This is a genomic window from Streptosporangium sp. NPDC049644, assembly GCF_040675205.1.
Lineage (GTDB): Bacteria > Actinomycetota > Actinomycetes > Streptosporangiales > Streptosporangiaceae > Streptosporangium > Streptosporangium fukuiense.
In genome coordinates this window covers 37,771-58,981 of the sequence record NZ_JBFAOJ010000014.1, presented here as the reverse complement: position 1 = coordinate 58,981, position 21,211 = coordinate 37,771, and the positions used below count along the sequence as shown (strand labels likewise).

23 protein-coding genes are annotated in these 21,211 nt (G+C 70.3%); 15 read left to right on the top strand and 8 right to left on the bottom strand.

What is annotated here, in order from left to right; all coding sequences use genetic code 11:
- The first annotated feature begins 21 nt into the window (after positions 1-21).
- The gene (locus tag AB0J58_RS10915) at positions 22-678 is read left to right on the top strand and encodes a hypothetical protein (protein ID WP_364213251.1); all 657 of its coding nucleotides are present in this window, start codon (positions 22-24) and stop codon (positions 676-678) included.
- Here AB0J58_RS10915 and AB0J58_RS10910 read toward each other — a convergent pair.
- On the bottom strand, positions 675-1,547 hold the full coding sequence (locus AB0J58_RS10910) for a DMT family transporter (RefSeq protein ID WP_364213248.1): 873 nt from the start codon (positions 1,545-1,547) through the stop codon (positions 675-677). The two genes, AB0J58_RS10915 and AB0J58_RS10910, sit on opposite strands and share 4 nt — an antisense overlap.
- Between AB0J58_RS10910 and AB0J58_RS10905 the strand changes: the two genes are divergently transcribed.
- The 4 genes from AB0J58_RS10905 (at position 1,546) to crcB (ending at position 3,031) form a co-directional block, all read left to right on the top strand.
- Positions 1,546-1,737 (top strand): hypothetical protein, encoded by a 192-nt coding sequence (locus AB0J58_RS10905; protein ID WP_364213245.1) that lies wholly within the window; start codon positions 1,546-1,548, stop codon positions 1,735-1,737. The genes AB0J58_RS10910 and AB0J58_RS10905 overlap by 2 nt on opposite strands.
- Positions 1,738-1,851: 114 nt before the next feature.
- Positions 1,852-2,322, top strand: coding sequence for a CrcB family protein (locus tag AB0J58_RS10900; protein WP_364213242.1), 471 nt, complete (start codon positions 1,852-1,854; stop codon positions 2,320-2,322).
- On the top strand, positions 2,319-2,660 hold the full coding sequence (locus AB0J58_RS10895; RefSeq protein ID WP_364213239.1) for a DUF190 domain-containing protein: 342 nt from the start codon (positions 2,319-2,321) through the stop codon (positions 2,658-2,660). Before AB0J58_RS10900 ends, AB0J58_RS10895 begins: the two co-directional genes overlap by 4 nt.
- The gene (crcB, locus tag AB0J58_RS10890) at positions 2,657-3,031 is read left to right on the top strand and encodes a fluoride efflux transporter CrcB (RefSeq protein WP_364213236.1); all 375 of its coding nucleotides are present in this window, start codon (positions 2,657-2,659) and stop codon (positions 3,029-3,031) included. Before AB0J58_RS10895 ends, crcB begins: the two co-directional genes overlap by 4 nt.
- A 75-nt stretch (positions 3,032-3,106) precedes the next feature.
- Here the strand turns inward: crcB and AB0J58_RS10885 are convergent, their stop codons facing one another.
- Positions 3,107-3,703: a TetR family transcriptional regulator gene (locus AB0J58_RS10885; RefSeq protein WP_343966161.1), complete on the bottom strand. Its 597-nt coding sequence runs from the start codon at positions 3,701-3,703 to the stop codon at positions 3,107-3,109.
- Between the two features lie 147 nt (positions 3,704-3,850).
- Here AB0J58_RS10885 and AB0J58_RS10880 point away from each other — a divergent pair, with 147 nt between their 5' ends.
- On the top strand, positions 3,851-5,350 hold the full coding sequence (locus tag AB0J58_RS10880; RefSeq protein WP_364213444.1) for an MDR family MFS transporter: 1,500 nt from the start codon (positions 3,851-3,853) through the stop codon (positions 5,348-5,350).
- Between the two features lie 89 nt (positions 5,351-5,439).
- On the opposite strand, the gene AB0J58_RS10875 is transcribed toward AB0J58_RS10880, so the two are convergent.
- Together AB0J58_RS10875 and AB0J58_RS10870 are read right to left on the bottom strand one after the other, a co-directional pair.
- Positions 5,440-6,429, bottom strand: coding sequence for a sporulation protein (locus AB0J58_RS10875; RefSeq protein ID WP_364213233.1), 990 nt, complete (start codon positions 6,427-6,429; stop codon positions 5,440-5,442).
- A 149-nt stretch (positions 6,430-6,578) separates the two neighbouring features.
- Positions 6,579-7,250 (bottom strand): pyridoxamine 5'-phosphate oxidase family protein, encoded by a 672-nt coding sequence (locus tag AB0J58_RS10870; RefSeq protein WP_364213230.1) that lies wholly within the window; start codon positions 7,248-7,250, stop codon positions 6,579-6,581.
- 405 nt (positions 7,251-7,655) lie between these two features.
- On the opposite strand from AB0J58_RS10870, the gene AB0J58_RS10865 reads away from it, so the two are divergent.
- Both AB0J58_RS10865 and AB0J58_RS10860 read left to right on the top strand, forming a co-directional pair.
- Positions 7,656-8,162, top strand: coding sequence for a CBS domain-containing protein (locus AB0J58_RS10865; RefSeq protein ID WP_364213227.1), 507 nt, complete (start codon positions 7,656-7,658; stop codon positions 8,160-8,162).
- Positions 8,163-8,165: 3 nt separating this feature from the next.
- Positions 8,166-9,167, top strand: coding sequence for a hypothetical protein (locus tag AB0J58_RS10860; RefSeq protein ID WP_364213224.1), 1,002 nt, complete (start codon positions 8,166-8,168; stop codon positions 9,165-9,167).
- A 49-nt stretch (positions 9,168-9,216) separates the two neighbouring features.
- Here AB0J58_RS10860 and AB0J58_RS10855 read toward each other — a convergent pair whose 3' ends face one another.
- Together AB0J58_RS10855 and AB0J58_RS10850 are read right to left on the bottom strand one after the other, a co-directional pair.
- Complete coding sequence (locus AB0J58_RS10855; RefSeq protein ID WP_364213221.1) at positions 9,217-9,867, bottom strand: response regulator transcription factor; 651 nt, start codon at positions 9,865-9,867, stop codon at positions 9,217-9,219.
- Positions 9,864-10,901, bottom strand: coding sequence for a histidine kinase (locus AB0J58_RS10850; protein WP_364213218.1), 1,038 nt, complete (start codon positions 10,899-10,901; stop codon positions 9,864-9,866). Before AB0J58_RS10850 ends, AB0J58_RS10855 begins: the two co-directional genes overlap by 4 nt.
- A 135-nt stretch (positions 10,902-11,036) precedes the next feature.
- On the opposite strand from AB0J58_RS10850, the gene AB0J58_RS10845 reads away from it, so the two are divergent.
- Genes AB0J58_RS10845 through AB0J58_RS10830 form a run of 4 tightly spaced genes read left to right on the top strand, consistent with a single transcriptional unit; the run spans position 11,037 to position 13,471 of the window.
- Positions 11,037-11,381, top strand: a complete 345-nt coding sequence (locus AB0J58_RS10845; RefSeq protein ID WP_364213215.1) for a hypothetical protein — start codon at positions 11,037-11,039, stop codon at positions 11,379-11,381.
- A gap of 34 nt (positions 11,382-11,415) precedes the next feature.
- Entirely contained in the window at positions 11,416-11,682 is a 267-nt protein-coding gene (locus AB0J58_RS10840) for a hypothetical protein (protein WP_343966179.1), read from the top strand.
- A 44-nt stretch (positions 11,683-11,726) separates the two neighbouring features.
- On the top strand, positions 11,727-12,188 hold the full coding sequence (locus AB0J58_RS10835) for a CBS domain-containing protein (protein ID WP_030914291.1): 462 nt from the start codon (positions 11,727-11,729) through the stop codon (positions 12,186-12,188).
- On the top strand, positions 12,185-13,471 hold the full coding sequence (locus tag AB0J58_RS10830) for an ArsB/NhaD family transporter (protein WP_343966182.1): 1,287 nt from the start codon (positions 12,185-12,187) through the stop codon (positions 13,469-13,471). The genes AB0J58_RS10835 and AB0J58_RS10830 overlap by 4 nt, the downstream gene beginning before the upstream one ends.
- Positions 13,472-13,623: 152 nt before the next feature.
- On the opposite strand, the gene AB0J58_RS10825 is transcribed toward AB0J58_RS10830, so the two are convergent.
- Positions 13,624-16,905 carry a BTAD domain-containing putative transcriptional regulator gene (locus AB0J58_RS10825; RefSeq protein ID WP_364213212.1) on the bottom strand — a complete coding sequence of 1,094 codons (3,282 nt, stop codon included), beginning with the start codon at positions 16,903-16,905 and terminating at the stop codon, positions 13,624-13,626.
- A gap of 150 nt (positions 16,906-17,055) precedes the next feature.
- Here AB0J58_RS10825 and AB0J58_RS10820 point away from each other — a divergent pair, with 150 nt between their 5' ends.
- A complete protein-coding gene (locus tag AB0J58_RS10820; RefSeq protein ID WP_364213209.1) occupies positions 17,056-17,652 on the top strand; it encodes an NAD(P)H-dependent oxidoreductase in 597 nt (198 codons plus the stop codon).
- Between the two features lie 103 nt (positions 17,653-17,755).
- The gene (locus AB0J58_RS10815) at positions 17,756-18,304 is read left to right on the top strand and encodes a dihydrofolate reductase family protein (RefSeq protein ID WP_364213206.1); all 549 of its coding nucleotides are present in this window, start codon (positions 17,756-17,758) and stop codon (positions 18,302-18,304) included.
- A 189-nt stretch (positions 18,305-18,493) separates the two neighbouring features.
- Here the strand turns inward: AB0J58_RS10815 and AB0J58_RS10810 are convergent, their stop codons facing one another.
- Positions 18,494-19,369, bottom strand: coding sequence for a universal stress protein (locus tag AB0J58_RS10810; RefSeq protein ID WP_364213203.1), 876 nt, complete (start codon positions 19,367-19,369; stop codon positions 18,494-18,496).
- Positions 19,370-19,508: 139 nt separating this feature from the next.
- On the opposite strand from AB0J58_RS10810, the gene AB0J58_RS10805 reads away from it, so the two are divergent.
- Positions 19,509-21,209 (top strand): GAF domain-containing sensor histidine kinase, encoded by a 1,701-nt coding sequence (locus AB0J58_RS10805; protein WP_364213200.1) that lies wholly within the window; start codon positions 19,509-19,511, stop codon positions 21,207-21,209.
- Positions 21,210-21,211: the final 2 nt, after the last annotated feature.

Genomic DNA, 21,211 nt, shown 5'->3' with positions numbered 1-21,211 from the left:
CCTAACGCTAAAGTGTTCGAGGTGAAGCTGGTGGTGCAGGTGAGACTCCTGCCGACGCCCGAGCAGGCGGCGGCGCTGCAGGCGACCCTGCACGCGGTCAACGACGCGGCCACCTGGGTCTCGGCACTCGCCCACCACCGACGGGTATTCCGCAACTACGACCTGCGCAGGCACGTCTACGGGCAGATCAAGGACAACTACGGGCTGGCGGCTCAGGCCGCGCAGCATGTCATCAAGAAGGTCACCGACGCCTACGCCACGCTGCACGCCAATATCCGCAACGGCCAAGTGGGCAAACCCGGCTCCGTACGGCGCGAGCGGGCCTTGGCCAAGCCGATCGTCTTTCGCCCCGGCGCGGCCCAGCCGTTCGACTTCGAAGGCCTGGGCGACCTGCACTGCGGGGCCTACGCCATGCAGGGGCTGGGCGGCCTGCAGGTGGTCCGCGGTGACCGGTCGCACGCCTCCGACCAGCTGGAGCGCTCTTTGCTGATCTTCCAGCGGCTCGGAGACCGGAGCGGGGAGGCCGCCACGGTCCAGACACTCGGCGAGCTGCACCGCTCGGCGGGCCGTACCCGCCTGGCACGGAACTACCTGCACCACGCCCTCGTGCTCCGTCGCGAACTGCGGGGAGGCGCCGACCTCGCCGTGGGCGCCGGCGCCCGGGACGTACGGGGCTAGGAGGACGACGGCGCGGCGGTCTCCTCCACGGTGGTCTCCTCCTCAGCCGGGGAGGCGCCGCGGGCCGAGCTCGCCAGGATGCCCCAGAGGGCGCCGGCCAGCACCACCGTGCCCCCCGCGAACTGCTGCCAGGTCAGGGTCCCGCCCAACAGCAGCCAGGTGGCGAGCACCGTCACGACGGGCTCCAGCATGCTGAGAATCGACGCGCGTACCGGGCCGAGCGTCGTGGCCCCGACGAAGAACAGGGCGATCGCGAGCACCGTCGACACCAGCGCCACCGCCGTCACCCAGACCCACCCCGCCGGCGCGAAGCCGAGGTCCAGCCCGCCCGATGCCAGCCCGAGCAGCGCGAACGAGCCGGTGGCGAACATCGACAGGTAGGCCGTGGTGACCGAGGGGGACAGCGAGGCGGAGACCCGGCTGCCCACGATGATGTACAGGGCGTAGGCCACGGCGGCCCCGGCCGCCGCGAGCAGGCCGGGAACGTCGAGGCCGGTGTCCAGGCGGCCCACCACCAGGGTCAGCCCGGCCAGTGACACCAGGATCGGCCCGGCGACGGTCCAGCTCATGCGAGTGCGCTCCACCACCGCCGACAGGACGGACACGAGCGCCGGATACAGGTACAGCAGCAGTACGGCGAGGGCCGGCGAGATGCGCTGGACCGCGGTGAAGTACAGCAGCGACTGGGCCGCGTACATGCCGCCGCCCAGCAGCGCGAGGGTCGCCCACTGCCGTCCGGTCAGCCGCCCGAGCCTGCCGCGCACTCCCAGCCATCCCAGGAACAGCGCCGACGCGATCGCGAACCGCAGCATGAGGAGCGTCGTCACCGACATCCCCGTGCGATACGCGAAGGAGGCGAAGACGGGCATGAGCCCGAACGCCGCCGCCGAGATCAGGATCGCCGCGACCCCGCGCCGCATCACCATCACCACCTCCGGCGATCATTGTGACCTATGGGACCTCGTCCCTGTCATCGGGTACCTTCGGCGGCTGGAGGTCCTGCCGCGCGGTGTCCTGAGCGGCGGTGACGGTGATCGGGACGTGATCGCGCTAGGCTGAGCAGGGCCGAGGATCCATGTCGGCCGCGGCGCGGCATCCCGCCGCCAACGGTCCTTGTTCGTGACAGGTCGTGTCCGCGGTCATGCCGGGCGTACACCACGCGCAGGGAGAGGCATGCGCTCGAAACAGACGAGGTTCGAGACAGTGACCGAGCCCGTCGATCCCCCCGGGCGGCGTCGCTCGCACCACGGTGTCCTGGCGGCGATCGCCGTCGGTGGCGCGATCGGCGCGGGCGCCCGCTACGGCGCCGCCCTGCTGTGGCCGACCGCGGCCGGCTCCTTCCCGTGGACCACGTTCTGCGTCAATGTGGCGGGCTGCCTGCTGATCGGGGTCCTGCTGGTGGCGCTGACCGAGGTGTGGACGGCACCGGTCTGGGTGCGGCCGTTCCTCGCCACCGGAGTGCTGGGCGGGTTCACCACCTTCTCCGCCTACTGCCTGGACATCGAGCGCCTGGTCACCGGCGGCAGAACCGGCCTGGCACTCGGTTACCTGGCGGCGACGCTCCTGGCGGCCCTGGCCGCGGTGGTCGCCGGAGCGTGGGCCACCCGGTGGCTTCTGGTGCCGGCGGCGAGGAGGGCGCGATGATCCCGCCTGGACGGGCGCTGCGGTTGACGATCTTCGTTGACGACACCGACACCTGGCACCACCGCCCCCTGTACAGCGAGATCGTGCACCGCGCCCATGCCGCCGGGCTGGCCGGGGCATCGGTCTTCCACGGAGTGGAGGGTTTCGGAGCCGGCTCGGTCGTGCACACCACCCGGTTGCTGTCGATGACCGACGACCTGCCGGTGACCATCGTGATCATCGATACCGAGGAGCGGATCCGCGGCTTCCTGCCCCGGCTGGACGACCTGCTCACCGAGAGCCTGGCCGTTCTGGACGAGGTCGAGGTCGTCCGCCCCCGAGGCGGGCGGGAGAAGTGAACTGGCTGCTGGTGCTGCTCGGCGGCGCGGTCGGCGCGCCGATGCGCTACCTGACCGACCGGGCCGTGCAGGCACGCCACGACACGGTCTTCCCCTGGGGCACCTTCACGGTCAACGTGGCCGGCTCGCTGATCCTGGGCCTCCTGGCCGGGGCCGCGCTGTCCGGGGCGGTGGGCCCCGGCATGTGGTCGCTGCTGGGCACCGGCTTCTGCGGGGCGCTGACCACGTACTCGACGTTCTCCTACGAGACGCTGAGGCTGGCCGAGACCGGCGCGGTGCTCTTCGCCGTGGCCAACGTCGTCGCCTCGATCGTCGCCGGCCTGGCAGCGGTGTTCGCCGGTCTCACCCTCGCCCAGACGATCTTCGGGTGAGCCGCCCGCGCGAAGGGCCGGGGAACCTCGTACGGCCGGCCCCGCCCACGGCAGGGTCTTCGGGAGCGGTGCGTCTCACTCCCGGTCGAAAGGCCGGGCCATCTCGTCCAGGACGTCGTCCATGATCTCGCACAGCAGCCGGGTCTCCTGCTCTTCGGTCCACATGTGCGTGGCGATGCGCAGTGCGACCAGGAAGGCGGCCGCCGTCACCCGGGCTCGGGTACCGGTCGCGGAGTCGCCGCCGCGCTCCGCGATGACCTGGGCGAGCTCGCGTTCGAGGTTGGCGTGGTTGGCCAACTGCCTGGCCAGGAGCGAGGGGTGCCTCTTGGCGAGTCTGGCGCGGACCACCCACTCCCTTTCCGGGCCGTCCCCTTCGCAGTAGCGATCGTGTACCGCTCCGCGCAGTGCCCGCCAGGCCGATTCCTCGGCGGGGCGGGTGCGGACCCGCTCGAGCAGCAGGCGGATGCGCTGCTCGTCGCCGTAGAGGAGGGCGTCCTCCTTGCCGGCGAAGTAGTTGGAGAAGGTTCGCCGCGAGATGTTGGCGGCGTCGGCGATGGCCTCGACGGTGACGTGGTCCAGGCCGTGCTCCACAGTCAGCCGTAGAGCGGCCTCGTGAACCGCCTGCCGCGTCTCGGCCTTCTTGCGCTCGCGCAACCCCATTGTGATCTGCATGACACGGACAGCCTAACGCCTGACACCGTATGTGCCCAGTGGGCAAAGTTTCTCAATGGGCATGTATGGTGTCATGGCCCGTTCCAGTTACCCGTACGTGGAGGTTGTGTGAGCACCCAGGCGGTCACGCCGCAAAGCACGGAGCCGATGACCCATCGGCAGATTCTCGAAGCGCTCAGCGGCCTGCTTCTGGTGCTGTTCGTGGCGATGATCAGCGGCACGATCGTGTCGGTGGCGCTGCCGCAGATCATCGGCGCGCTCGACGGGACCCAGTCCCAGTACACCTGGGTGATCACCGCGTCACTGCTCGCCGCGACCGCCTCCACCCCGATCTGGGGCCGGCTGGCAGACCTGTTCAGCAAGAAGCTGCTCCTTCAGATCTCCATCGTCATCTTCATGCTCAGCTCGCTGGCCTGCGGGTTCGCGCAGAACGCCGGCCAGCTCATCGCCTTCCGCGCCATCCAGGGCCTGGGCATGGGCGCCCTGCAGGTCCTGGTCCAGGTCATCATCGCCGCGATGATCAGCCCCAAGGAGCGAGGGCGCTACAACGGCTACCTGGGCGGGGTGATGGCCGTGGCCACCGTGGGCGGCCCGCTCCTCGGCGGCCTGATCGCCGACACCTCGTGGCTGGGCTGGCGCTGGTGCTTCTTCATCGCCGTGCCGTTCACGGCGATCGCCTTCGTCCTGCTGCACAAGACGCTCAAGGTGGTCTCGGTCCGCCGCCCGAATGTCAAGATCGACTACGCGGGCGCCACGCTGATCGCCGCGGGCGTCAGCGTCCTGCTCATCTGGATCACCTTCGTCGGCAACTCCTTCGACTGGATCTCCTGGCAGACCGCGGTCATGGCCGGCGGCGGGATTCTGATCCTGGCCGTCGCCACCTGGGTGGAGTCACGGGTCGGCGAGCCGGTCGTGCCGATACACATCGTCCGCAGGCGCACCCCCGCCCTGGCCATCGTGGCCAGCCTCGCGGTGGGCATGGCGATGTTCGGCGGAGCGGTCTTCCTGGGGCAGTACTTCCAGATCGGTCGTGGCTACAGCCCCACCCAGGCCGGGCTGCTGACCATCCCGATGATGTTCGGCGTGCTGCTCTCCTCCACGGTCTCCGGGCGGCTCGTGTCCCAGAGCGGCAAGGTCAAGCCGTACATCGTGACGGGTTCCGTGGTGCTCACCCTCGGATTCCTCGGCCTGTCCCTCATCGACCACGAGACCCCGCTGGTGCTCATCTCGGCCGCGATGCTGCTGGTCGGCATCGGCGTCGGCATGTCCATGCAGAACCTGGTGCTGGTCATCCAGAACGTCGTCCCACTGCGGGAACTGGGTGCCGCCAGCGGCGCCATCACCTTCTTCCGCTCGCTGGGCGGCACCATCGGAGTCTCGGTGCTGGGCGCGGTGCTGGCCAGCCGGGTGGCCACCGGTATCGCCGAGGGTTTCACGAAGGCGGGCATCAGGCCGTCCGGCTCCGGAGGCGGCACCCTCAACCTTGAGGCGCTGCCCGAAGCCGCGAGGACCGTCGTGCGCGCGGCGTACGGCGACGCCACCGGGCACATCTTCCTGATCTCCGCCGCGATCGCCGCGGTGGGCGTCGTCGCCGTGCTCTTCCTCAAGCCGGTCAAGCTGCGCGACACCGTGGACCTGGCGAACTGAGCGGGTGACGACGGCCCGCCCCGCGAGGTCGCGGGGCGGGCCGTCACCGTCCTGTCCCGCCGGGGCTCACCGGGCGGGACCCGGCACGGTCACTCCTCCTCTTCCTCGTCCTCGAAGATCTCCTCGACCAACTCGGCGGCCACGTAGCCGCCGACCAGGCCGGCCGCGCCGGCGGCCACCACCGCCCCCATACCCGGACCACCGTGCCCCCCGTGGTGCCCCCCGTGGTGATCCCCGTAGTGCCCCCCGGGGTGACCGCCCTGGTGGGCGTACGGGTCGTGGCCGCCGTAGTGGCCGCCACCGTGGGAGTACTGGGACAGCGCGGCCAGCCAGCCGTTGATCTCCGAGGCCCAGTCGCGGTGCGGCGCCTCCTGGTGGCTGGTCTGCCAGCGGCCGAAGGCGTCACCGCCGGAACCGTGGCCGCCGGCCCGCTTGTCGGCCTCCAGGACGATGTCCAGCCCGCCGGGGTTGGCGATGAAGGTCAGCTCGACCTCGTTGATCTGCCCGGAGTAGGCGGGCGGCGGGTAGAACTCGATCTCCTGGTAGAACGGCAGCTGCTGGCTCACCCCGTAGATGTGGCCATGCTCCAGGTCGGCGCTCTTGAAGTGGAAGCCGAGCTGGGAGAATGCCCGCAGGAACGCCTCCTGGGAGGCCAGCGGCTCGATCTCGACCGGATCCATGTCGCCCTTGTCGACCGCCGCGGCGATCGCCAGCTCGGTGCGCACCCCCATGCCCATGCCGTGCAGGTGCTGCCCGGCGATCTCGGTGATCGGTGCCTCCCAGGGGACGGGGAACTGGAAGGGGACGGTCCTGTCCTCTCCGCTGCGCAGCCGGAACGGTCCAGAGACCTGCGTACGGTGAAGTTCCATCAGGCCGATCTGCTCACCCTCGCCGTGCTCAGATTCCACCCGGGTGACCAGGCCAAGCGCGATGTACTCGATGTCGGCGTCGAAGTCCCCGCCCTTGATCCTTACCTCGCCGCGCAGCAGCCCGCCGGGTTGCACACGCGGAGTGGACAGGACGGTGTCCACCGACGGGGCCCCGACACCGAAGGCTCCCAGCATCCGTTTGAAGATCACGGCTTCCTCTCCTGTTTGTTCGTCGAACATGACCGAAGAGCAAACGATCACCAGGCGGCCTGGGTTCCCGGGCCGCCGTCAGACGGCGCCGGTGGAGCGGAGGTACCGCCCGCCGCCGACCCGGCGGCGGGCGAACGTCCCGCCGGCTGTCACGGAGCGTGCCGGATGCGCCGTCCGGTGATCTCGCTGGGGACGATCCTGAGGTAGAGCTCGCGGTCGCCGCCCGCCCAGGGCTCGACTCCCGAGGCGGCCGCCTCGGCCTGCTCGTCGGCGGAGACGTGGTGGGCGCCACCTCGGATGAGCACGCTCCATCCTTCGCGGGCGGTGTCGTCGATCCGGTCGATCTCGAACGAGATCTTGAACTCGACTCCCCGGACGCCGGTGCGCAGGTTGCTGTCGAGGGGACCGCCGACCGCGGTGCGGACGATCACCGAGTTGTCGTGCAGTACGTAGTTGACCGGCAGGATCGTCAGTCCCGCGGGCTCCTCGAAGGCGACCCTGCCGACACCGCCGGGGGCGATCAGCCGCAGGCACTCGTCGGGCTGCAGTTTCTCCAGGTGGGCATGGGGGGCGGGGCGGCCGTGCCCGGAGGGCAGGTTCATCGTCGCGCCGAGAAGGTCCTCGATGCCGGTGTCCAGGGCGTTGGCCAGTTTGCGCACGGTGTCGGTGGTGGGGGAGGCGGCGGTCTCCTCCAGGTAGCCGAGATATCCGGGGTCGATGCCGGCCCGGTCGGCCAGTTGCTCGCGGCTCAGGTGCAGCTCCTCACGTCGCCTGGCCAGCCGGCGGCCCAGGTCGCCCGGGGTTGCCATATGTTCGGTCATCGAAATCTCCCACTAGAACAGAACGAGCAAAGATCTGGCGTCGTCAAGCTGACCGTGCAGGGGCTTCGCGGGTTTTCCGGCCACCGCCCCTCTCCTCTTCCGAGAGGAAAACAGTACCCGGCAGGGCGGTGGGCCGCCTCGGGGCGAATCGCCCCCGCGGAGGATGTTCCCCTCAGCCGGTATTCCACCACGGGCAGGGTACGAAGATGGGGCCGGAAGTCCCCGGCGAGCGGGCCTTTCGGCCACTGCGGAGAATACGGGGAACCGGTCTGATGGAGGGGAGAGGGTGGAGGGGGAGCAGATGACAGTGCGGATGGTGGCGGGCACGGAAGGCTCACCTTCCTCGTGGGCCGCCGACGACGCCGTGCCGGGTTCGGCGACACGTCATGCCCGGGGTGAGGCGTGATGGACGTGCAGAGCCTCAGGGTGGCGCGGGTGATGAGCCGGACGCTGGTCGTCGTCGAACCCGACGAGTCCCCGCTCATGGCCTGGGAGATCATGCGTCGCGCGGGTGTCCATCACCTGCCGGTCGTCGACCGGAACGGTTGCCTGCGCGGTGTCCTCACCCAGGAGGATCTCGCCGCCCGCTGGTCAGGCGGCCCGGTCGAGCAGTCGCGCGCTCAGGTCCACTCGTTGCTGGCCGAGCACCGCTGCCCGCACACCACCCTCGACGCGCGCCTGGCCGACGCGGCGGCTGCCATGATCGGCGCCGGTGTCGACGCGATTCCTGTTCTGGGAGAGTCCAGCAGGCTGGTGGGCATGGTGACCGTCACCGACGTGTTGCGGGCCGTGGCCGGCCTGATCACCGAGGAGGAGGAGCCGCCGGAGCTGATGACGGGGATGTTCCGGCTGGTCCCCGTCCTGCCCAGGTCCCGCGGGGCTGACGATCCCTTTACCCGTGACGGAGGCTGAGTCATGATCGCTCGCACCAACGAGGAGATCACCTCGGCGATCCACGCGGCGGTACAGGCCGCCGTGTGGGCACCATCGGTGCACAACACCCAACCGTGGTCCTTCACCGTCGACGGTGAGGAGATCGCCCTGCGGGCCGACAGCGAGCGGAAACTGCGGCTCGGCGATCCCGAGGGCCGGGAAATGCTGATCAGCTGCGGTGCCGCCCTGATGAACGTACGGCTCGCGCTGCGGGTGCTCGGCTGCGAACCGCAGGTGCGCGTGCTGCCCGACCCCGACCGTCCCGCCCTGCTGGCGACGGTACGGATGGGGGCGACCGCCGCCCCGGACGAGCACACCCGGCTGCTGCACGCCGAGATCGAACGCCGCCGCACCCACCGCGCCGGATTCGCCGAGGTGCCCGTGGCGGACCGTCTCATCGAGGCGTTCGCCTGCCAGGCGAACGCCGAGGGGGCGCGGTTGACGCCGGTCAGGTCCGAGGCCGCCGTCCGAGTGCTCGCCGCGCTCACCTGCGCCGCCGAGGACGTGCAGTCCCAGGACCGGCTGCTCACCCTGGAGATGATCCGCTGGGCCCAGCCGCCGGGAAGCCCCCGCAAGGACGGGGTTCCGGCGCGGGCCTACCCGCGCGAGCCCAGACGGACCCACCCGCACTTCGCCCAGCGCGACTACGCCCACGGCCACCCCTGGGGCGACGACGCCGACCAGTTCCACTCCACCTTCACCGGAACCGTGGCGGTGCTGACCACGCCGGGGGACTCCCGTGAGGACTGGATCTCGGCGGGCCAGGCGTTGCAGCGGGTCCTGCTTCACGCCTCCGCGTACGACGTCAGCGCGGCCTTCCACACCCAGGCACTGGAGATGTTCCACCTGCGGGAGTTCCTGCGGCAGGAACTGTTGTCGGGCGAGCACCCTCAGATGATCATGCGCCTGGGCTTCACCTCCGACGAGAGCGAGGGCATCCGGCGGCCGGTCACCGACGTACTGGAAGAAGGCGGGCCGGGCTGATCCGAGGGCCGCGAGGGAGCCGTGGGGACGGCCAGGTCCACCGATGCCCTCACGGCTCGATCAGGCCCGCGCGGATGGCGTACCTGGTGAGGTCGAGCCGGTCGCGCATGCCGAGTTTCTGCAGGATGTTGGCTCGATGCCGATCGACCGTCTTCACGCTGATGAACAGGGTCTCGGCGATCTGCTTGGCCGAGTTGCCCTCGGCGATCAGCTTGACGATCTCCTCTTCGCGCGGGGTCAGGATGCTCTCCGGAATCGCCTCCCCCAGCCTGTCGCGCTGCAGGTAGTGCCGGATCAGGGCGGTGACGGCGCCCGGATACAGGAACGGCTCGCCTCGCATCGCCGCCCTGCACGCCTCCAGCAGGTCGCGGTCGGCCACCGACTTCAGCACGTAACCCGAGGCCCCGGCCTTGAGCGCCTCGAAGAAGTACTGCTCGTTGTCGTACATCGACAGGATCAGCAGCCGGATGCCGGGCGCGCGCCGTGAGATCTCGCGGGCCGCCTGCAGGCCGGTCATTCGCGGCATCGCGATGTCGAGGATCGCCAGGTCGATCGCCTCAGGTACGGCCGCCTCCACCGCCTCGGCGCCGTTGGCCGCCTCGGCCACCACGGTGAGGTCGGGTTCGGCGTCCAGAATCAGCCGCAGCCCGCGGCGGACCAGGGCGTGGTCGTCGGCCAGCAGGATCCTGGTGGGGTTCATCGGCTTCCTTGTTCGTTCTCGGCCGGCACGGTGAGCCGGACGTCGGTGCCGCCGCCCTGAGGAGAGGTCACGGTCAGGCGGGCGCCGATGAGCATGGCGCGCTCGCGCATCCCGCGGATCCCCGCCCCGTCCTGGCGCACGCCACCGCGGCCGTTGTCGGTGATGCGCAACTCCAGGCCGCCGGGCCCCGCGGTCAGGGAAAGCTCGACCCGGGAGGCGCAGGCGTGCCTGGCCGCGTTGGTCAGGCCCTCCTGGGCGATGCGGTAGATGACCAGTTCGACGTCCTCGCTCAGCGAGGGCAGCTCCGGATCGATCCTGCGGGTCACGGGAACGCCGCTGCTCTGAGAGAAGTCGCTGCTCAGCGCGTTGAGGGCGCTCTGCAGGCCGAGATCCTCCAGTACGCCGGGGCGCAGGCGGCGGGCGACCTGCCCCACCTCGTCCAGGCTCGCGCGGACGCTCTCCTGCACCCCGCGCAGTTCCTCGCGTAGCTCGTCGGGTGCACGGTCGGCGGCGTGTTTGAGGCTCAGCAGGACCACGGTGAGGCTCTGGCCGATCTCGTCGTGCAGCTCGCGGGCGATGCGCCGTCGCTCGCCCTCCTGTGCGGCCAGGGCGTGGGCGCTGCTGGCGCTGTGCTCGGCCTCCAGCCGGTCCAGCATCGCGTTGAACGTGTCGATCAGGTGGGTCAGGTCGCCGTTGCCGTCGCTGGGCAGCCGGTCCAGCGGGTGCAGCAGGTTCACCCGCTGCATCAGGGTCGTGAGCGCCTCGAGCGGGGCCAGGCTGGTGCGCAGAAGCAGCGCGTTGGCGGTCAGTATCAGCGCCAGGCCGACCGTCAGCACCGGGATCTCGGTCAGCAGCACCGGTGAGGACACGGTGGCGGGGGAGAGGGCGAGCACCAGCGTGCCGACCGTGAAGACCAGTCCGTTGATCACGAACAGGCGTTTGAACAGGATGCGCGCCGGGCTGCGTGCTCCTGCCACCTTTTGGGTGCGCTCGTTCATCTCATCAGCCTCCCGGCCGCCGGACGTCTTGTCCATGGGGGGCGTCTCCCATCTTCTCGTGCCGCCTCTGCACGTTCCACCCCTGATCAGATGGGTGCTGGCCCTGATGGTGACAGAGCCGTGACGGCGATGGGATGGAGGGACGGCGGACACCAACAGGCAGGAGAGGCGATGAGTACCAACGATGTCGGCATCCTCTGGCTGGAAGCCGTCACCCGTGACGGTGCCACGATAACCGTCAACGCGGTCGCCCGGGCTCTGGTCACCGATCCCGCGGCGTGCGCCTCCTATCCGGGTTCGCCGGGCGCCGCCATGCTGGCCGCGGCCGAGGCCGAGATCCGCCGGTACGTCGGGGAGCGCGATCTGTCGCGGCTGTCCCGGCGTGTCGATCTCGCCGGCGACGCCTACGGCGGGACCCGCCACTGGGGCGTCGAGGTGACGCTCGTGGCACTCACCCGGGTCGAGACGCGACTCCAGGAGGACCTGATCCGCTGGGCGGAACGACTCGCCTCGTGACCGCGGCTTCGAGTGGAAGGGAGTGACCACCGATATGAACATCACACGTACGACCGTGCCCGGTGAAGGGGTCCTGTTCCACTTCGCCACCCGAGACGGCCAGAACCTGGCGGTCATGGTGGACAGGAACGGATCCCGGCGGATCTTGGTATACGGCGGGGGCGACGAGCCCTCGCAGGCCATCCAACTGGCGCAGGACGAGGCCGATCAGATCGCCCAGGTTCTGCACAGCCGGTCAGTGGACGACAGGCTGGCCATTCTCGAACAGCGGATGGCCGAGATAGCAGGAGGGACACCGTGAGCACGCCGCCCGCGGTGCGCCATCTCACCCGACAGGAAGGTGCCATGCAAGCGCGCGACATCGCGGTGAGCCTTCCGACGGTCACCACGAGTGACTCCGTCGCGAAGGCCGTACGGGTCATGGTGATCGGCCGCCTGCCCGGGCTCATCATCGTGGACGACCGCTCGCGGCCCAAGCTGGTGCTTCCGGGCACTCAGGTGCTGAGGCTGGCCGTGCCCGGCTCCTACCAGGAGGATCCCGCGCTGGCCAGGACCATCGACGAGGCCTACGCGGACCAGTTCTGGCAGGACCTGGGCAATCGCACGGTCGGTGACTGCCTGCCGCGCGAGCACGCCAGGCCGGTGACCGTCCCGGTGGACGCGAACCTGCTCGAGGTGGCCGCGCTGATGGCCAGGATACGCAGCCCGATCGTGGCAGTGGTGGAACGTGACGGCTCGCTGGCCGGGGCGATCACCCTGGAGCGGCTGCTCACCAGCCTGGCCGTCTTCGGCCTCGGTGAGTCTTGAGCGCGCTGCTCGCCCTTGGGATCTTCCTCGTCGCGTTCTTCTTCATCGCCACCGAAAAGGCGAACAAGGTCAAGGTGGTCCTTGTCGCCGCGGGCGCGATGGCGGTTCTGGGGCTGATACCGGGCTCCGAGGTGTTCTTCTCCGAGCACGAGGGCATCGACTGGAACGTCATCTTCCTGCTACTCGGAATGATGATCATCGTAGGGATCATCAAGCAGACAGGGATCTTCGACTACCTGGCCATCTGGGCGGCGAAACGTTCCAAGGGCGATCCCTACCGGCTCATGGTCATGCTGATGGTGATCACCGCCATCGCCTCGCCCTTCCTCGACAACGTCACCACGATCATGCTGGTGGCGCCGGTCACGGTGGTCGTGTGCGACCGGCTGCGGATTCCGGCCCAGCCGTACCTGATCGCGGAGGTGCTGGCCTCCAACATCGGCGGCGCGGCGACCCTCATCGGAGATCCGCCCAACATCATCATCGGCAGCAGGGCGGGGCTGACGTTCAACGACTTCCTGGTGCACATGGCGCCCATCGTGGTCGTCATCTTCGTCGCCTTCGTGCTGCTGACCAAGGTGCTGTTCAGAGGGTCCTTCCAGTACAACCCCGAGCACGTCGCCGCGGTGATGGCACTGCAGGAGCGGCGGGCGATCACCGATCCCAAGCTGCTCGTGCGCTGCCTGGCGGTGCTCGCCGCGGTGGTGGTGGGGTTCGGGCTGCACGCGGTGCTGCACATCGAGCCGTCCATCGTGGCGCTCGTGGGAGCGGGCGTGATGCTCCTGCTGTCGCGCGTCTCGGTCTCCGAGGTGCTGGCGGAAGTCGAGTGGCCGACGCTGGTGTTCTTCATGGGACTGTTCGTGATGGTCGCGGGTCTGGTCGAGACCGGCGTGATCGCGACGGTGGGCACGTGGGCGATCGAGGCGGTCGGCGACGACTACTTCCTCGCGGCGACGTCGTTGCTGTTCGGTTCCAGCGTGCTGGGAGCGTTCTTCGACAACATCCCGTATGTCGCGACGATGGCACCGATCGTCGAGGGGATCGTGGCGCAGGCTCCCGACGCGGCGACCGGACAGGCGCTGTGGTGGGCGTTCGCGCTGGGGGCCGACTTCGGTGGCAACGGCACGGCGGTGGCGGCCAGCGCGAACGTGGTGGCGATCGGCATCGCGGCGCGGACGGGCCACCCGATCAGTTTCTGGCAGTTCACCAAGTACGGAATCGTGGTGACGGTGCTGAGCACGCTCATGGCCTGGGCGTACGTCTGGCTCCGCTACTTCATGTGATCGCGATGGCCCGCCGCGGGTTCCCCCACCCGCGGCGGGCCGGGGATCTCGTGGATGAGACTCCGGCGACCCGGCGGCGTCGTCCATGTCTCCGAGTCGTCGCTTCGCATGATGAATCTGTGAAAATCGTGCACATCCGAGGCCGGGCCCCGTTACGGGTTCGGTCGCGCCACGGCCGGCGGGGGCAGCAGGGAGCGTATCTCCTGAGCGGTGAGAGTGCCGCCGCGTTCGAAGCCGGCGGTGAAGCGGTCCGCGCCCAGCGCCTCACGCACCCGCCTGGTGATCCGGTCGATGTCGCCGCCTTCGGTGGGGGACGGGGAGTTCGAGGCACGGGCCGCAGCCCCCGCACCCAGGAGTAGGGCGGCGGCGTCGTGGTCTCCGGCGAGGGTCAGTGCCCCGGCCAGGCCCTCCAGGGTGCCGGGCATCTCCCGGGAGCTCTCGAACCTGGCCGCGAGGTCGATGGACCTCAGATGCGAGGCGAGGGCCGCGGCGGCGTCGCCACGCCGCTCGGCGACGAATCCCAGCTCGCTCATGATCATGGGGAGGTACGGGGGCGGAGTCTCCTCCGCGCTCTGCTCGGGGGCGCCGTTCAGCAGGTCGCGCAGGTGGGTCTCGGCGAGATCGAGAAGGTCCTCCCTGCGGGCCGCGAAGGCGAGCCCCATCGTGGCGAAGATCTGCGCGGTCCGGTGCCCCTGCTCGGCCGCCAGCCGTAGCGCCCGCTCGCAGGTCTCCCTGGCCTGGGCGTAGTCGCCGTGTTGCAGGGCGGTCCAGCCGAGCCAGGCCAGCCGCCCGGCGACCTCGGGCCAGAGGCCGAGTTCCTCCGCCATGTGCAGGCCGTCCCGGTGCAGCCGGTCGGCCCGCTGGAGATCACCGGTCATCTCGGCCAGAGCGCCGAGCCAGCCGGTGGCCTCCAGCCTGCCCCAGCGGTCGCCGAGCTCGCCGAACAGCTCCGCGCTCCGTTCGCCGTCGCGTCCGAGCGCGGCCGGGTCACCTCGTACGTGCGCGAGCTTGGCCCGGGTGGCGAGGGCCGCGGCCGTCCCCCACCGGTCGCCGGTCGCCCGGAAGGCCGGCAGCGCTCGGTCCAGCAGGTCCTCCGCGGCCGACAGGTCGCCCAGGTCGATGCCGGTGTGGGCCAGAAACCACTCGGCCCTGGCACGCCCGGCGGGATCGTTCGCGTCCTCGTACATCGACAGGACCGCGCGGCGGCGATCCTCCCGGTCCGCGACGTCGCCGTGGAGGAAACCGATCCCGGTCTCCCAGGCCAGCGCGCCGGCGCGGAGCGCGGAGGCCCGGGGGGCGGGCGTCTCCTCGGTGAGGGCCAGTGCGGCGGCCAGAGATCGCCGGGCCTCGGTCAGTCGTCCACGCAGCAACCAGTACCAGGCCATCGCGTTGACCAGGCGTAGCGCGCCGGCCGCGTCCTTCTCGCCGAGGGCGGTGTCGAGCGCGGTGCGGATGTTGGCGGTCTCCGCGTCCAGGCGGTGCAGCCAGTGTCGCTGCCGATGTCCGTACAGGTGCGGCGCGGCCTGTTCGGCGAGGTCGGTGTAGTGGTGCCGGTGGCGTTGCCGCAGGCGTTCGAGCTCGCCTGTCCGGCGGAGATGTTCCGCGCAGTAGGCGGCGACCGATTCCAGGAGACGGTAGCGGGGGCCGTCGGCGGCGTGGACGACGGTGACCAGGGAACGGTCGACCAGGCGTGCCAGGAGGTCGGGGACGTCGGCGGAGGCGAGGTCCTCGGCGGCGCAGACGTTCTCCGCGGCGTGCAGGGTGCAGCCGCCGGTGTGCACGGCCAGGCGCTGGAGGGTGAGACGTTCCGGAGGGGTGAGGAGCTGCCAGCTCCAGTCGATCATGGCGTGCAGGGTCTGCTGGCGGGGTGGGGCGCCGCGGTGCCCGCCCGCCAGGAGGCGGAAGCGGTCGTCGAGGCGGTCGACGAGGTTGTGCACCCCCAGGGCACGGACCCTGGTGGCGGCCAGTTCCAGAGCCAGCGGGATGCCGTCCAGACGGTGGCAGAGCGTCGCGACCGCCGGGGCGGTGTCGGCGTCAAGGACGAAGTCTCCGCCGGCGGCGGATGCCCGGGCGACGAACAGCTGCACGGAACCGTTCTTTCGCAGTGCCTGCAGGTCGGTGTCGGAGAGGCGGGGGGTGTCCAGGGGCGGGACGTTCCAGATCGTCTCGCCGGTCAGCGCGAGCGGTTCCTGGCTGGTGGCGAGGACGCACAGCGTGGGGATGGCGCCAAGCAGGTGCCGGACGAGTTCGGCGACCGGTTCGACGAGGTGCTCGCAGTTGTCGAGTACGAGGAGCAGCCGCCGGGAGCGCAGGGCGCCGGTGAGCCGGTCCCGAGGGGACGTCGGCTCCGACGGGGTGAGGGGAGATCGGACGTCCAGCACCGTCATGATCGTTTCAGCGAGCCGGGACACCGCGTCCGACATCCCGGACGGGTCCAGCGAGGCGAGCTCGACCAGCCACACGCCGTCGGGAAAGGGGACGGCGGGCGAATCGGGGGAGGGGTCGGTCAGGTTTCCGGCGACTTTGACGGCGAGGCGGGTCTTGCCCACTCCGCCGGGACCCGTGAGGGTCACCAGGCGGTTGGTGCCCAGCAGGGCGCGGATCTCGGTGGCCACGCGGTCCCTGCCGATCAGGGGGGTGAGAGGGGTGGGCAGGTTGGTGGCGGGGCCGGCCGCGACAGGGGGCGCCGGCGGGTCGAGGGCGGGGTCCTGGGTGAGGATGGCCCGATGCAGGGCGCTGAGGTCGGCGCCGGGGGTGAGGCCGAGCTCGCCGGCGAGCTGGTCGCGGAGTTCCTCGTAGCTGCGGAGCGCCTCTGTCTGCCGCCCGGAGCGGTAGAGGGCGCGCATGTGGGCGGCGCGCAGCCGTTCTCGCAGGGGATGCCGGGTGAGCAGGTCGCCCAGTTCGGCGGCGAGCCGGGCGTGCTCGCCGAGGGTGAGGCGGGCCTCCGCGTGGTCTTCGTGGGCGGTGAGCAACTCCTCGTGCAGGCGCGCGACGGTGGGGCCGGTGAAGGGTTCGTCGGCGAAGTCGGCCAGGGCGGGGCCGCGCCACAGGGCGAGCGCGTCGGTGAGCAGCGCCGCCCTGGTCCGCGGGTCGCCGGTCCTTCCCGCCTCGGCGACCAGCGACCGGAAGCCTTCGGCGTCGGTGTCGGCCTTCAGTAGATATCCGGCCGGGTGGTGTGCGACCAGCTCCCGGCCACCAGGTTCGGCGTCCTCCAGCGCGCGCCGTAGCTGCGAGACCCTGACCTGCAGAGCGCCTGCGGGATTGGCCGGCGGCTCCTCGCCCCACAGGTCGTCGATCAGCCGGTCGGCGGGCACCGGGCGTCCCTCGTGCAGGAGGAGGTCGGCCAGCAGGGCGCGGACCTTCACTCCGGGGACCGTGACGGGCCGGCCGTCCGTCGCCCACACGGCCAGCGGCCCCAGTATCCCAAAACGCATGATCGACACGATAGCCCGACATAGAGGAACGGCTCGCCGGGTTCATGTCGATCACAACGGCCGACGGTAAGCCCGCGAGAAGGAGACCGTAAGTCCTTCCCGGCAGGGTGGAGCACATCGAGCCGGACACGGGAGCGAAGGAGGCCGGAGATGGCGGAGTCGCACGAGGGTGACCGGTTGAGGGTGGCGGTCATCGTCGGCAGCACCCGTCGCGGCCGGTTCGGCCCCACGGTGGCGGCCTGGTTCGTGGCACGGGCGCGCAGGCGGGCCGATCTGGAGATCGACCTGATCGATCTGGCCGAGGTCGCCCTGCCCGGCACGCTCACGGGCGAGGACGAGGCGCCGCCCGCCCCGGTGGCGGCGCTGGCGCCGCGCCTGGCCGACGCCGACGCGTTCGTGGTGGTGACTCCCGAGTACAACCGGAGCTTTCCCGCTCCGCTCAAGAGCGCCATCGACTGGTTCTACCCGGAGTGGCGGGCCAAGCCCGTCGCGTTCGTCTCCTACGGCAACGACTCCGGCGGTCTGCTGGCCGCCGCGCAGCTGCGTGAGGTGTTCACCGAGCTGCACGCGGTGGCCATCCGCGACGGTGTCGCGCTGCCCCGCTACTGGGAGCAGTTCGCCGCCGACGGCAGCTGGCCCAGGGCCGGCGCGCCGTGCGACACCGCGGTCAAGACCACTCTGGACCAGCTGATCTGGTGGGCCCACGCACTACGCGAGGCCCGCGCCAAACGCCCTTACACCATTTGAACCAGGCGGCACACAGCCGTCGGAGATCCCTCGCGCCGCGGAAGGCCGCGGGGCGTTTCGAACAACAGCGCGTTCGCCGAACGCCGGAACCACGGAGAGACCAATGGGTAAGATCATCGCTTCGACCTACGCGACGCTCGACGGCTTCATCGACAACCCCCACCTGTGGTCCATGCAGTACGCGAACGCGGGGAGCGGCGAGTACGCCCTCGGCCTGGTCTTCGCCGCCGAGGCCCTCCTGCTCGGACGGGTCACCTACGACGGCATGGCGCAGGCCTGGCCGTCGATGAGCGGTAACCCCTACGCCGACCGGGTGAACAGCATTCCCAAGTACGTGGTCTCCTCGACCCTGGAGAAGGCCGAGTGGAACAACTCGACGATCATCCACGGAGACGACCTCGTCACCGAGGTGGCCAAGCTGAAGGAGCAGTTCGGCGGGAACATCCTGATCTGGGGCTGTGGCCGGCTCACCGACACGCTCATGGAGCACGGTCTCCTCGACGAGTACCGGATCTGGCTCTGCCCGGTCGTCCGTGGCCAGGGGGAGCGCCTGTTCCGTGAGGGCACCGAGGCGACCCTGGAGCTCACGGACACCGCGACGTTCGACTCGGGAGTCGTCATCCTCACCTACCGGCCGGTGAACGCCGGCTGAGCGACGCCCGGCCAGGGGAGGCGGCCGTGCTCTCCTGGCCGGGTGGCCTGAGGTTCCAGGCGGTCGTTCCACCCGACTCCGTCGGATGGAACGGCCATACTTGTTAATCTACAATGTAAAGCCACTGGTCAGGATTTAATGACTAAAAGCAGAAAAAGCTTCATAAAAACAGCAGGCTGAAGCGAGAACTCAAGCCCGGCGCGTGTGCGGGGGCGCCTGCTGGACGACGGCCACGGGCGCGTGGGCATGGGGGAGCAGGGCGTGCACCGTCGATCCGAGAATCCTCGCCGGCCCGGGGGCGCCCACGACGACCAGTTCGGCGGAGGCCGAGGCGTCGATGAGCGCCCTGGCCGGATGTTCGTGTACCACCTGCTCGACGACGGGCACGTCGGGGAACCTCTCCCGCCAGCCGCCGATGGACTCGGCCAGCAGGCGTGCCTCCTCCTGGCCGACGCCTTCGAGGTCGAAGACGAGCGGCTGCATGTCGCCGGGGGCCCGGACGGCCGGATGGGTCCAGGCGTGCACCATCCGCAGGGGGAGGCCGCGCAGAGTGGCCTCGTGGAAGGCGAACTCCAGGGTGCCTTCCTGGCCGGGGCGTCCGGTGACGCCGACGGCGATCTCGGTGCCGTGCTCGGTGCGGGGTTCGCCCACGACCACCACCGGGCGGGGGGAACGATCGGCGAGGGCGCGGCTGACCGAGCCCAGCAGCAGCCCGGCGAATCCGCCGCGGCCCCGGCTGCCGACGACGATCATCTGTGCGGTCCCGGCCGCGGCGATGATCGCCTCTGCGGTGGCACCGTCGGCGATCTCGGTGTCGACCGTCACGGTGGGGGCGGCGGCGCGGGCCTGTTCGGAGGCGTGGCGCAGCAGCCTCCGGGCGGTGGACTCCGCCGCCGGTCCCCAGTGGGCGGGTTGCGGGACGAGGGGGACGTCGTAGGCCCAGCGGAGGGTGACGTGTACGAGGCGCAGGGGCGCGTTCCTCAGGGCGGCCTCTCGTGCCGCCCAGGTCACGGCCTGGAGTGAGGAGTCCGAGCCGTCGACGCCGACGATGATGGGTTCTGCCATGAGCACCACCTTGGGACGGAGACCGGATCGCGCGCGTATGAGGCTATGTACCCACGGTGGAACCGCGTCTCCGCTGGTCCGACGGTTTTTGATCTTGAAGTGAGCGCATCTTCCGTGCCGGGGTGCGAGACTTCGCAGTATGGGGGAGTTCGAACCCGGCGCCTTCGTACCGCACATGCGGCTGGACGAGCTGCTGTCGGAGCTGAGGGTGCGTCTGGAGGCGGTGCTCGCCACCCGTGACCGGGTGCACGCGCTGCTGGACGCGGTCGTCTCGGTGGGCGGTGAGCTTGATCTGGAGACCGTGCTGCGCCGGATCGTGGAGACCGCGATCTCCCTTGTCGACGCCACCTACGGCGCCCTGGGGCTGATCGGTGAGGAGAACACGCTCGTTCGGTTCGTCCCGGTGGGGCTGAGCGAGGAGGAGATCGCGGGCATCGAGCACTGGCCGCACGGCCTTGGCCTGATCGGCCTGCTGATCAGGCAACCGCAGTCGCTGCGGCTGGCCCGCATCTGTGATCATCCGGAGTCGCACGGCTTTCCGCCCGGCCATCCGCCGATGGGGTCGTTTCTGGGAGTGCCGATCCGGGTGCGTGAGGAGGTTTTCGGAAATCTTTACCTCACGGAGAAGCGTGGGGGAGGGGAGTTCGACGACGAGGACGAGGCGATCGTGACCGCGCTGGCCACCGCCGCCGGTGTCGCGATCGAGAACGCCCGGCTGTATGAGGAGAGCCGGCGGCGGGAGATGTGGCTGCAGGCCTCGGCGGAGGTCACCACCAGCCTGCTGTCGGGGGCGGAGCCGGGAGAGGTGCTCACGTTGATCGCCCGGCGAGCGCGGCGGATGGCCGGTGCCGATCTCGTCACGGTCCTGTTGCCCGAGGAGGGCGGGCAGGTCCTGCGCGCGGTCGTCGCCGATGGGCCGGGTGGGGAGCAGGCGGCCCATGCGGAGACCTCTGTCGCCGACTCTCTCGCCGGCCTGGCCTTCACCAGCGGTGAGCCGCTCATGGTCACCGATTCGGCCGAGGCGGGGATTCCGGCCGTGATCGCCGGCCGTGTCTCGCCGGGTACGGTGGCCGCGGTGCCGATCGGCGCGGCCGGAGGGGTGCGGGGTGTGCTGCTGCTGGGTAGGCATCCGGGATGTGTCCCGTTCAGCCAGGCGGAGTTGCGCACCCTGCACTCCTTCGCCGGGCAGGCCGCGGTCGCCCTGGAGCTGGCGGAGAGGCGGGTGGACGCCGAGCGGCTGAGCCTGCTGGAGGATCGTGACCGGATCGCCAAGGATCTGCACGACGTGGTGATTCAACGGCTGTTCGCCGTCGCCATGACGCTGATGGGCACCGCGCGGTTCGTGGAGCGCGCCGAGGCCTCCGAGCGGTTGCGCAACGCGATCGACGAGCTGGACGGGACCATCCGGCAGATCCGCTCGACGATCTTCGCCCTGCAGGCCCCCCTTCAGGAAGGCGGTCGCGGCCTGCGCGCGCAGATCGTGGAACTGGTCGAGGACGCGCGGGCCCATCTGGGGTTCATGCCGGGCCTGATGTTGGAGGGCCCGCTGGACGGTGGCGTGCCGGAGCGGGTCGCGGAGCACCTGCTGGCCGCTCTGCGGGAGGCTCTGTCCAACATCGTGCGGCATGCCAGGGCCTCCAGGGCCGAGGTGACCGTTGAGATCGAAGGCGATCGGCTCGTTCTCACCGTGGTGGACGACGGGGCCGGGGTGCCCGGGGGGTGCAGGCGCAGTGGGCTGCGTAATCTCAAGGAGCGGGCCGAACGGCTGGGCGGCTCCTTCTCGGTCGAGTCCTCTCCGGAGGCGGGGACCCGCCTGATCTGGAGCGCGTCCCTCACCTAGCC

Excerpts from the sequence above, each read along its gene's own strand:
- AB0J58_RS10905 (WP_364213245.1), top strand. The coding sequence starts at position 1,546 with ATGAGCCCGAACGCCGCCGCCGAGATCAGGATCGCCGCGACCCCGCGC.
- AB0J58_RS10910 (WP_364213248.1), bottom strand. The coding sequence starts at position 1,547 with ATGCCCGTCTTCGCCTCCTTCGCGTATCGCACGGGGATGTCGGTGACG.
- AB0J58_RS10900 (WP_364213242.1), top strand. The coding sequence starts at position 1,852 with ATGCGCTCGAAACAGACGAGGTTCGAGACAGTGACCGAGCCCGTCGAT.
- AB0J58_RS10895 (WP_364213239.1), top strand. The coding sequence starts at position 2,319 with ATGATCCCGCCTGGACGGGCGCTGCGGTTGACGATCTTCGTTGACGAC.
- AB0J58_RS10885 (WP_343966161.1), bottom strand. The coding sequence starts at position 3,703 with ATGCAGATCACAATGGGGTTGCGCGAGCGCAAGAAGGCCGAGACGCGG.
- AB0J58_RS10880 (WP_364213444.1), top strand. The coding sequence starts at position 3,851 with ATGACCCATCGGCAGATTCTCGAAGCGCTCAGCGGCCTGCTTCTGGTG.
- AB0J58_RS10870 (WP_364213230.1), bottom strand. The coding sequence starts at position 7,250 with ATGACCGAACATATGGCAACCCCGGGCGACCTGGGCCGCCGGCTGGCC.
- AB0J58_RS10865 (WP_364213227.1), top strand. The coding sequence starts at position 7,656 with ATGGACGTGCAGAGCCTCAGGGTGGCGCGGGTGATGAGCCGGACGCTG.
- AB0J58_RS10860 (WP_364213224.1), top strand. The coding sequence starts at position 8,166 with ATGATCGCTCGCACCAACGAGGAGATCACCTCGGCGATCCACGCGGCG.
- AB0J58_RS10855 (WP_364213221.1), bottom strand. The coding sequence starts at position 9,867 with ATGAACCCCACCAGGATCCTGCTGGCCGACGACCACGCCCTGGTCCGC.
- AB0J58_RS10850 (WP_364213218.1), bottom strand. The coding sequence starts at position 10,901 with ATGGACAAGACGTCCGGCGGCCGGGAGGCTGATGAGATGAACGAGCGC.
- AB0J58_RS10845 (WP_364213215.1), top strand. The coding sequence starts at position 11,037 with ATGAGTACCAACGATGTCGGCATCCTCTGGCTGGAAGCCGTCACCCGT.
- AB0J58_RS10840 (WP_343966179.1), top strand. The coding sequence starts at position 11,416 with ATGAACATCACACGTACGACCGTGCCCGGTGAAGGGGTCCTGTTCCAC.
- AB0J58_RS10835 (WP_030914291.1), top strand. The coding sequence starts at position 11,727 with ATGCAAGCGCGCGACATCGCGGTGAGCCTTCCGACGGTCACCACGAGT.
- AB0J58_RS10825 (WP_364213212.1), bottom strand. The coding sequence starts at position 16,905 with ATGCGTTTTGGGATACTGGGGCCGCTGGCCGTGTGGGCGACGGACGGC.
- AB0J58_RS10820 (WP_364213209.1), top strand. The coding sequence starts at position 17,056 with ATGGCGGAGTCGCACGAGGGTGACCGGTTGAGGGTGGCGGTCATCGTC.
- AB0J58_RS10815 (WP_364213206.1), top strand. The coding sequence starts at position 17,756 with ATGGGTAAGATCATCGCTTCGACCTACGCGACGCTCGACGGCTTCATC.
- AB0J58_RS10810 (WP_364213203.1), bottom strand. The coding sequence starts at position 19,369 with ATGGCAGAACCCATCATCGTCGGCGTCGACGGCTCGGACTCCTCACTC.
- AB0J58_RS10805 (WP_364213200.1), top strand. The coding sequence starts at position 19,509 with ATGGGGGAGTTCGAACCCGGCGCCTTCGTACCGCACATGCGGCTGGAC.